General features: G+C 54.4%; 2 tRNA genes and 3 rRNA genes. All 5 read left to right on the top strand.

Going from position 1 to position 5,656, the window contains the following annotated elements:
• Positions 1 to 284 precede the first annotated feature (284 nt).
• The 5 genes from G3N58_RS33285 to rrf all read left to right on the top strand — a co-directional run bounded on the left by G3N58_RS33285 (position 285) and on the right by rrf (position 5,652).
• Positions 285 to 1,815: ribosomal RNA gene (locus tag G3N58_RS33285) — 16S ribosomal RNA — on the top strand.
• A 73-nt stretch (positions 1,816 to 1,888) separates the two neighbouring features.
• Positions 1,889 to 1,965, top strand: a tRNA-Ile gene (locus G3N58_RS33290).
• A gap of 63 nt (positions 1,966 to 2,028) precedes the next feature.
• Positions 2,029 to 2,104: transfer RNA gene (locus G3N58_RS33295), tRNA-Ala, on the top strand.
• Between the two features lie 292 nt (positions 2,105 to 2,396).
• A 23S ribosomal RNA gene (locus tag G3N58_RS33300) occupies positions 2,397 to 5,275 on the top strand.
• A 263-nt stretch (positions 5,276 to 5,538) separates the two neighbouring features.
• Positions 5,539 to 5,652 (top strand): 5S ribosomal RNA (gene rrf / locus G3N58_RS33305).
• The 16S, 23S and 5S rRNA genes sit together here with 2 tRNA genes alongside, the layout of an rRNA operon.
• Positions 5,653 to 5,656 lie beyond the last annotated feature (4 nt).

A 5,656-nucleotide genomic window follows, 5' to 3' on the forward strand; every position in this document is an offset into this window, starting at 1 on the left:
CATAATCTCGTTTCTCTGCTGCAGACGCAGCGACGCGAACGAAGCGGTGCCGGGTGGTGTTGGGCATGGTTGAGTGAGCGGACTGATCTTTAAAAACCAACAGCCGATAAGTGTGGGCGCTTGATGCGGGGTGCGGACCTGATCTTCGGATCGGGTCAAGGCAAAAGTATCAAGAGTCTCACACAGTAAAGAGGAAGGTTTGCCTGTTGAGAGACAGGTTAATCATCGTCAGTACGTTGAGTGAGCGACCGGGTTCGAGAGAGCCCGAAAACAGTAACAGGTTTGAACTGAAGAGTTTGATCCTGGCTCAGATTGAACGCTGGCGGCATGCCTTACACATGCAAGTCGGACGGCAGCGCGGGCTTCGGCCTGGCGGCGAGTGGCGAACGGGTGAGTAATACATCGGAACGTGTCCTGGAGTGGGGGATAGCCCGGCGAAAGCCGGATTAATACCGCATACGCTCGGGAGAGGAAAGCGGGGGCTCGCAAGACCTCGCGCTCAAGGGGCGGCCGATGGCAGATTAGGTAGTTGGTGGGGTAAAGGCCTACCAAGCCGACGATCTGTAGCTGGTCTGAGAGGACGACCAGCCACACTGGGACTGAGACACGGCCCAGACTCCTACGGGAGGCAGCAGTGGGGAATTTTGGACAATGGGGGCAACCCTGATCCAGCAATGCCGCGTGTGTGAAGAAGGCCTTCGGGTTGTAAAGCACTTTTGTCCGGGAAGAAAGCCCTTTCGATAATACCGGAGGGGGATGACGGTACTGGAAGAATAAGCACCGGCTAACTACGTGCCAGCAGCCGCGGTAATACGTAGGGTGCGAGCGTTAATCGGAATTACTGGGCGTAAAGCGTGCGCAGGCGGTGCTGTAAGACCGATGTGAAATCCCCGGGCTTAACCTGGGAACTGCATTGGTGACTGCAGCGCTGGAGTATGGCAGAGGGGGGTGGAATTCCACGTGTAGCAGTGAAATGCGTAGAGATGTGGAGGAACACCGATGGCGAAGGCAGCCCCCTGGGCCAATACTGACGCTCATGCACGAAAGCGTGGGGAGCAAACAGGATTAGATACCCTGGTAGTCCACGCCCTAAACGATGTCAACTGGTTGTCGGGCCTTCATTGGCTTGGTAACGTAGCTAACGCGTGAAGTTGACCGCCTGGGGAGTACGGTCGCAAGATTAAAACTCAAAGGAATTGACGGGGACCCGCACAAGCGGTGGATGATGTGGATTAATTCGATGCAACGCGAAAAACCTTACCTACCCTTGACATGGATGGAAGCCTGATGAGAGTTGGGTGTGCCCGAAAGGGAGCCATCACACAGGTGCTGCATGGCTGTCGTCAGCTCGTGTCGTGAGATGTTGGGTTAAGTCCCGCAACGAGCGCAACCCTTGTCCCTAGTTGCTACGCAAGAGCACTCCAGGGAGACTGCCGGTGACAAACCGGAGGAAGGTGGGGATGACGTCAAGTCCTCATGGCCCTTATGGGTAGGGCTTCACACGTCATACAATGGTCGGAACAGAGGGTTGCCAAGCCGCGAGGTGGAGCCAATCCCAGAAAACCGATCGTAGTCCGGATCGCACTCTGCAACTCGAGTGCGTGAAGCTGGAATCGCTAGTAATCGCGGATCAGCATGCCGCGGTGAATACGTTCCCGGGTCTTGTACACACCGCCCGTCACACCATGGGAGTGGGTTTCACCAGAAGTAGGTAGCCTAACCGCAAGGAGGGCGCTTACCACGGTGGGATTCATGACTGGGGTGAAGTCGTAACAAGGTAGCCGTATCGGAAGGTGCGGCTGGATCACCTCCTTTCCAGAGCTAGCATCTCTATCAAGTGCTCACGCTTATCGGCTGTGGTTAGCAGAAGAAACGCAGACAGACGCAGGGGTCTGTAGCTCAGTCGGTTAGAGCACCGTCTTGATAAGGCGGGGGTCGATGGTTCGAATCCATCCAGACCCACCATCTTTGTCTGTGGTGCTGACAGATCTCTGGGTGCGGGCAGATAGTCGTATCTGTAGTATGACTGGGGGATTAGCTCAGCTGGGAGAGCACCTGCTTTGCAAGCAGGGGGTCGTCGGTTCGATCCCGTCATCCTCCACCAATCTTCAATGCGCAGGGTTCTGCACGAGTGCAGAGCGTTGCGCATTGGCGATTGAGCCAGTCAGAGCGATGTGAGGCAACTCGCAATCGGCTGTCGTTCTTTAACAATCAGGAAGAAGTAGTAAAGAGATTCACGAAAGCGTACTTAGAGATGGGTAGGCGAGTAGGTGAATCAGGGTTGTGATTGTATCGATGTATTTTAAGGGCGATCGGAAGGTCGTCTTGGAATACGGCGCAACACGAATACTCAACCTGTAGCGGGTGAGTCTCGCGAAGAGACATACCTGTTATAGGGTCAAGCGAACAAGTGCATGTGGTGGATGCCTTGGCGATCACAGGCGATGAAGGACGCGGTAGCCTGCGAAAAGCTCCGGGGAGCTGGCAAACAAGCTTTGATCCGGAGATGTCCGAATGGGGAAACCCACTCCTAATGGAGTATCCATGACTGAATACATAGGTCATGTGAAGCGAACGCGGTGAACTGAAACATCTAAGTAACCGCAGGAAAAGAAATCAACCGAGATTCCCAAAGTAGTGGCGAGCGAAATGGGATCAGCCTGTACTCTTTATCTGTACTGTTAGTCGAATGCTCTGGAAAGTGCAGCCATAGCGGGTGATAGCCCCGTAGACGAAAACAGCATGGAAGAACTGGGTGTACGAGAAGTAGGGCGGGACACGTGAAATCCTGTCTGAAGATGGGGGGACCATCCTCCAAGGCTAAATACTCGTGATCGACCGATAGTGAACCAGTACCGTGAGGGAAAGGCGAAAAGAACCCCGGGAGGGGAGTGAAACAGATCCTGAAACCGCATGCATACAAACAGTCGGAGCCTCTTCGGGGGTGACGGCGTACCTTTTGTATAATGGGTCAGCGACTTACATTCAGTGGCGAGCTTAACCGATTAGGGCAGGCGTAGCGAAAGCGAGTCCGAACAGGGCGATTAGTCGCTGGGTGTAGACCCGAAACCAGGTGATCTATCCATGGCCAGGTTGAAGGCACGGTAACACGTGCTGGAGGACCGAACCCACTAACGTTGAAAAGTTAGGGGATGAGCTGTGGATAGGGGTGAAAGGCTAAACAAACCTGGAAATAGCTGGTTCTCTCCGAAAACTATTTAGGTAGTGCCTCGTGTATCACCTTCGGGGGTAGAGCACTGTCATGGTTGTGGGGTCCATTGCGGATTACTTCGCCATAGCAAACTCCGAATACCGAAGAGTGCAATCACGGGAGACAGACATCGGGTGCTAACGTCCGGTGTCAAGAGGGAAACAACCCAGACCGCCAGCTAAGGTCCCCAAATATGGCTAAGTGGGAAACGAAGTGGGAAGGCTAAAACAGTCAGGAGGTTGGCTTAGAAGCAGCCACCCTTTAAAGAAAGCGTAATAGCTCACTGATCGAGTCGTCCTGCGCGGAAGATGTAACGGGGCTAAGCCATATACCGAAGCTGCGGATGCACATTGATGTGCATGGTAGGAGAGCGTTCCGTAAGCCTGCGAAGGTGCACTGGAAAGTGTGCTGGAGGTATCGGAAGTGCGAATGCTGACATGAGTAGCGATAAAGGGGGTGAAAGGCCCCCTCGCCGTAAGCCCAAGGTTTCCTACGCAACGTTCATCGGCGTAGGGTGAGTCGGCCCCTAAGGCGAGGCAGAAATGCGTAGCTGATGGGAAGCAGGTTAATATTCCTGCACCATTGTTAAATGCGATGGGGGGACGGATCGCGGAAGGTTGTCCGGGTGTTGGAAGTCCCGGTCCTTGCATTGGAGAAGGCGCTTTGGCAAATCCGGGCGCGGAATTCAAGGGTGCGAGGCCATTCACTTCGGTGAAGAAGCAATCGGAAGTGGTTCCAAGAAAAGCCTCTAAGCTTCAGTTTAACAAGACCGTACCGCAAACCGACACAGGTGGGCGAGATGAGTATTCTAAGGCGCTTGAGAGAACCCGGGAGAAGGAACTCGGCAAACTGGTACCGTAACTTCGGGATAAGGTACGCCCCTGTAGCTTGACTGGCTCGCGCCAGAAGGGTGAAGGGGTTGCAATAAACTGGTGGCTGCGACTGTTTAATAAAAACACAGCACTCTGCAAACACGAAAGTGGACGTATAGGGTGTGACGCCTGCCCGGTGCCGGAAGATTAAATGATGGGGTGCAAGCTCCTGATTGAAGTCCCGGTAAACGGCGGCCGTAACTATAACGGTCCTAAGGTAGCGAAATTCCTTGTCGGGTAAGTTCCGACCTGCACGAATGGCGTAACGATGGCCACACTGTCTCCTCCCGGGACTCAGCGAAGTTGAAGTGTTTGTGATGATGCAATCTCCCCGCGGCTAGACGGAAAGACCCCATGAACCTTTACTGTAGCTTTGCATTGGACTTTGAACCGGTCTGTGTAGGATAGGTGGGAGGCTGTGAAGCGGGAACGCCAGTTTCCGTGGAGCCGTCCTTGAAATACCACCCTGATCTGTTTGAGGTTCTAACCTTGGCCCGTAATCCGGGTTGGGGACAGTGCATGGTAGGCAGTTTGACTGGGGCGGTCTCCTCCCAAAGTGTAACGGAGGAGTACGAAGGTACGCTAGGTACGGTCGGAAATCGTGCTGATAGTGCAATGGCATAAGCGTGCTTGACTGTGAGACTGACAAGTCGAACAGGTGCGAAAGCAGGTCATAGTGATCCGGTGGTTCTGTATGGAAGGGCCATCGCTCAACGGATAAAAGGTACTCTGGGGATAACAGGCTGATACCGCCCAAGAGTTCATATCGACGGCGGTGTTTGGCACCTCGATGTCGGCTCATCTCATCCTGGGGCTGTAGCCGGTCCCAAGGGTATGGCTGTTCGCCATTTAAAGAGGTACGTGAGCTGGGTTTAAAACGTCGTGAGACAGTTTGGTCCCTATCTGCCGTGGGCGCTGGATATTTGAAGGGGGCTGCTCCTAGTACGAGAGGACCGGAGTGGACGAACCTCTGGTGTACCGGTTGTCACGCCAGTGGCATCGCCGGGTAGCTATGTTCGGAAGAGATAACCGCTGAAAGCATCTAAGCGGGAAACTCGCCTTAAGATGAGATATCCCCGGGGCTTCGAGCCCCTTGAAGGGTCGTTCAAGACCAGGACGTTGATAGGTCAGGTGTGCACGTGCAGTAATGCACTGAGCTAACTGATACTAATTGCCCGTAAGGCTTGATCCTATAACAGGTGTGTCTCGACACCGTTAGTGCTTCAGCTGCCGGCCGGCGTGAGTGCTTCAGCACTTGCGCCGGGCCCATGCAAAGCGCCTGCGGGTGTCCGATCCCCGAAGAAGGGGATACGCTGGAACTCCAGAAGGAGTGACCAGAACACGCGGTTGAGTGATCGATGTTGTGCCAGAAACAACGCAACTCCCACACGAATCCTTTACGCTTCTTCCCGATTGGCTGTGGCGCGAAAACCCGCGACGCAGCAACCCGTCATGCCTGATGACCATAGCGAGTCGGTCCCACCCCTTCCCATCCCGAACAGGACCGTGAAACGACTCCACGCCGATGATAGTGCGGATTGCCCGTGTGAAAGTAGGTAATCGTCAGGCTCCT

The organism is Paraburkholderia sp. Ac-20342 (genome assembly GCF_017104985.1).
Lineage (GTDB): Bacteria > Pseudomonadota > Gammaproteobacteria > Burkholderiales > Burkholderiaceae > Paraburkholderia.